This window comes from Staphylococcus sp. HMSC057A08, from assembly GCF_001812925.1.
In the GTDB taxonomy this organism is placed as follows: domain Bacteria; phylum Bacillota; class Bacilli; order Staphylococcales; family Staphylococcaceae; genus Staphylococcus; species Staphylococcus hominis.
This window is the reverse complement of record NZ_KV810837.1, coordinates 1-4,521: the sequence shown is the minus strand read 5'-3', so window position 1 is coordinate 4,521 and position 4,521 is coordinate 1. Positions and strand designations below refer to the sequence as shown.

Sequence of the window (4,521 nt, the reverse complement as noted above, 5' to 3'; positions counted from 1 at the left end):
TAAGTTAAATAACCAAGAAAATAAAGATAAATAAAAAATATTACTGAGTTTTAAGAAAGATAAAAGTTAGACAGGATACACCCTAATCATACATGTATAATTGTTGAATTTATAGCAACTAAAATGTATGGTTAGGGTGTATATTAATTATGAGGTGAAAATCAATGATTGTTGGCTATGCGTGAGTATCATCGATCGATCAAAATTTAGAAAGACAACTTGAAAATTTAAAGACGTTTGGGGCTGAAAAAATATTTACAGAAAAACAGTCTGGGAAATCTATTGAAAATAGACCAGTATTTCAAGAAGCACTTAACTTTGTAAGAACGGGAGATCGATTCGTTGTGGAATCTATTGATCGTTTAGGACGTAATTATGATGAAATTATTGAAACTGTGAATTACTTAAAAGAAAAAGACGTTCAGTTAATGATTACAAGTTTACCTATGATGAATGAAGTTATTAGTAATCCATTACTGGATAAATTTATGAAAGATTTAATTGTTCAAATTTTAGCAATGGTTTCAGAACAAGAGAGAAACGAAAGTAAACGTCGACAAGCACAAGGAATTCAAGTTGCAAAAGAAAAAGGCGTTTATAAAGGACGACCTTTACTTTATTCGCCAAACGCGAAAGATCCTCAAAAGCGTGTTATCTATCATCGAGTTGTCGAAATGTTAGAAGAAGGCCAAGCAATTAGTAAAATTGCAAAAGAAGTAAATATAACAAGGCAGACTGTTTATAGAATTAAACACGATAAGGGATTATCTTGATAAATAGGTTGTCAATGCAAATGAGCGTTTCTCACAGCGTTCTAAAACGCATATTAATCATCTATTATGAGATTTTAATAATAAAACAAGAAAAGAGAGGGTAAAAACTCCCTCTCTTTTCTTCTATATTCTTTTTCTCAAAAATGATCGGTTATGGTACTATTGTTATTTACTTTATTATAATACTTTAAAGAAATATTCAATATAAATTAGTGTATAGTTTTTAAGTTATATCATGAATAGATTGTCCTGTTAATTCCCATTTTTTATCTGATACATGTTTAACAAACCTTGTATCATGTGATGTAAACAAAATGATTCCAGGATATTTATTCATAAACATTTCTAATGCTTCTAATGTTTTAATATCTAAAAAATTAGTTGGTTCATCCAAAATTAACATATTCGCTTTCGTTGAAAATAATACTGCTAACGATAATTTCGTTCTTTCCCCACCACTCAAAACATTACAAGAACGCTCAAGTGCTTCATTTAAACCCAAGTTATTTAAAATAGCTCTACTGAATGATTCTGATGAATCCGTTTCATCCATTAAATATTGCAATAATGAAACGTCACGCATGTCTTCATAAGCAAGTTGACGATAGTATGCCATTTGCACTTTAGGAGAACAATCAATTCCCTCTATTTGGTGGTAAATAGCTTCAAGTAAAGTTGTCTTACCTACACCATTTGCACCTACGAGCGCTATATTTTTGCCATATGGTATTTGGAATCGTACTTGTGTTAGCAGTTTTTGACTTCCTTTAACCAATGTTAGATTTTGTGCAATGATTGGATAATTATTATGGATATCATAAATTTTATTTTGTGGAAAATTGAATTCATGATAACTTTGTGGTTTTTCAACTTCTTCCAAATGTTCCATTCTTTTTTCAATATGCTTAGCTTGTTTTTGAGCAGCCTTCTCAACCGTGCCTTTTTGTTTTGATGCACTTAAACGATCTGGTGCTATACTTTTATTTTTTTGTTTTGATGATGCTTGTGCCATTTGTTGCGCTTGATTTCGTTTAGCTTTACTGGCTTGGGACAATCTTTGTTTTTCACTTATATACTGTTCATATTTACGTTGTTGTTCTAACTGTTCTTGTTCATATTGATTTTGATACTGTGTGTAATTACCTTTAAACACTCTTATTGTGCCATCTTCTTGTATATCCCAAATTGTGTCAGCAATTTGGTCTATAAGTGCTCTATCGTGACTTACTATAATTAAAGTACCATAGTAATATTTTAAAATATTATTCAGATAATCTTTACCAATTTTATCCAAGTGATTTGTAGGTTCATCTAAAAGTAATATCGGACTATAATTTGATATGACATTAGCTAATTTATATTTTGCTTTTTCACCACCACTCATACTGTCGGTTGTATGCATAGGTATATGGAGTTCACTCATTAAACTACCGTCTAACGTGTTAAAATCATTTTCCACATCCATGTTAAGCTGTTCAAAATATTGAATTTCGCCATTCGTTTCAACTGTTCCAGATTCTGGTTTTGTTTTTTGAGCAATCATATTTAGTAATGTGGTTTTGCCAGTACCATTACCCCCAATAAGTGCTATTTTTTCAAATTGGTAAGCATAAAGATGATCGATGTTAAGTGATCGTAAATCTGTCAATTTATGATTGATTTGGTTAAATTTAATTGTATATTGTTCCATATTTATACACTCCTTGTATATTTAAAGGACGTGTACGCAAAAAATGAGACAGGCTACTCCCGTCTCATTCACATTACACTTTCAAACACTTAAAGAATTATTACGATGTTTTAGTATTTGAAAGCGTTTATTATTCCTATCGAAGGATAAAAAATGACATAAGTCATCCTATGAGTGTGTGTATTGCGGACAAGCCTTTTTGAATTAATTTAGTTTTGTATTCAAAAAGGTTTATTTGAGTCTCATAGAAGCTGTCATTTTAATCCTCCTTCATCGATAAAATAGTAATGTTAATATAACATTTTATTGGTTTTTTTACAATATATCTCTAAGTACAAAGATCATATAATAAAAGTATAAAATTACAATTTGAGATTGATTATACATCTTGTTAATTTAGAGTGTACTTATAAAATGCAGCACTTCATTTAATTTATATTTATGTATCTCAACATGTATTTAAATAATTTATTTTTTTATGATACATTAAGTTTGGATTTAAAATATATCTAAATAATTAAAAAGGAGATAATTGTATGGATGTTTTAACAGTAGAACATTTAACAAAAAAGATAGGTAATAAGACTATTCTCAAAGATATTTCTTTAAATTTAAAACGAGGACAGATTGTCGGTCTTGTTGGAGCAAATGGGGCAGGAAAAACATCTTTGATGAAAGTTATATTAGGCTACTCGATTTATCAAGAAGGTAACTTTGAAGTTATTGAAAATAAGCATAAAAAAAGTAACGTTGGTGCATTGATCGAAAATCCAGGAGTATATCCCTTTATGTCAGGCTATGACAATCTTAAACTACTAAATGAAACTAAAAATACTCAAGATATTGATACAATTGTCTCTCAACTTAAAATGGATGAGTATATACATAATAAAGCCAAAACATATTCCTTGGGTATGAAACAAAAATTAGGTATTGCAATAGCTTTCTTAAATCAACCCCAATTAATTATTTTAGATGAACCTATGAATGGGTTAGATCCTAGGGCTGTAAGAGATGTTAGAGAACTCATTGTAAAAAAAGCGGAAGAGGGCGTTACCTTTTTAATTTCTAGCCATATATTAAGTGAGTTAGTAAAAATCACCAATTCTATCCTTATCATTAACAAAGGTAAAATTGTTACTGAAACTACCGAAGAAGAATTAAACCAATATAAAGATAACGATTTAGAAAATGTATTATTAAGTATCATTGATAAGGAGGATCAATCGTAAAATGGGCACTTTAATTAAGCAAGAATGTTTTAAATTGTTTAAAAAGAAATCGACGTTTATTATACCAATTATCATTATGTTATTAATGGTTGTTCAAGCTATAATATCTAAAAACTATGATGATGTTTTTTCTCCACAATCATCTATTGAATCAGCATTTAGTGGTTTTTCATGGTTTATCTTTTTATTAATTATTCAAGCCAGCACCATTATTTCAATGGAGTTTTATCATGGTACAATTAAAAATCTTCTCTATCGAAAATATACGAGAACAAGCATTATTATTAGTAAAATTATTACATTAATACTTTTTTCACTACTGTATTTTATTGTTAGTATTGTTGTAGGAATTATTCTATGGGCTATTTTCTTCAACGATATCAATCTCCTTGAAAGTAAGGGTGATGCGTTATCGTTATTAAGTAAAATGTTATTAACTGGACTAGGTACATATGTTGGAACATGGTTAGTCTTAAGTATCACCTTATTAATTTCATGTGCAATGAAAAGTCCCGGTGTCTCTATTGCTGTCGGTATTGTATTGTATTTTGCCACTTCAATTTTGTCAGGGATATTAACAATTGTTGTAGATAAATGGGAATGGTTAAAATGGAACCCTATTAGTATGATGAATATTATGGTTCAAATTGTTGATAAAAACATGAAAAAATTCACAAAATTAGAACTGCATGAATTATTTATTGGTAATATTGTTTATATTATTATTTTCTTAATCATCGTAGTATTTGTCTTTAAAAAGAAAAATGTCTAATCTAACTCAACACACTTTATAATTTTGCATTCCTCTACTAACCAGTGTTATAAT

At 29.2% G+C, this 4,521-nt stretch carries 4 protein-coding genes; 3 read left to right on the top strand and 1 reads right to left on the bottom strand.

Annotated features, from left to right (window positions below):
* Positions 1-194: 194 nt before the first annotated feature.
* Positions 195-773, top strand: a complete 579-nt coding sequence (locus HMPREF2881_RS00920) for a recombinase family protein (protein ID WP_031908289.1) — start codon at positions 195-197, stop codon at positions 771-773.
* A 223-nt stretch (positions 774-996) separates the two neighbouring features.
* Here HMPREF2881_RS00920 and msr(A) read toward each other — a convergent pair whose 3' ends face one another.
* Positions 997-2,463 (bottom strand): ABC-F type ribosomal protection protein Msr(A), encoded by a 1,467-nt coding sequence (msr(A), locus tag HMPREF2881_RS00915; RefSeq protein WP_002447408.1) that lies wholly within the window; start codon positions 2,461-2,463, stop codon positions 997-999.
* A gap of 536 nt (positions 2,464-2,999) precedes the next feature.
* Between msr(A) and HMPREF2881_RS00910 the strand changes: the two genes are divergently transcribed.
* Both HMPREF2881_RS00910 and HMPREF2881_RS00905 read left to right on the top strand, forming a co-directional pair.
* On the top strand, positions 3,000-3,695 hold the full coding sequence (locus HMPREF2881_RS00910) for an ABC transporter ATP-binding protein (protein ID WP_002447409.1): 696 nt from the start codon (positions 3,000-3,002) through the stop codon (positions 3,693-3,695).
* A gap of 1 nt (position 3,696) precedes the next feature.
* Positions 3,697-4,467, top strand: a complete 771-nt coding sequence (locus HMPREF2881_RS00905; protein ID WP_002455772.1) for an ABC transporter permease — start codon at positions 3,697-3,699, stop codon at positions 4,465-4,467.
* The last annotated feature ends 54 nt before the right edge of the window (positions 4,468-4,521 follow it).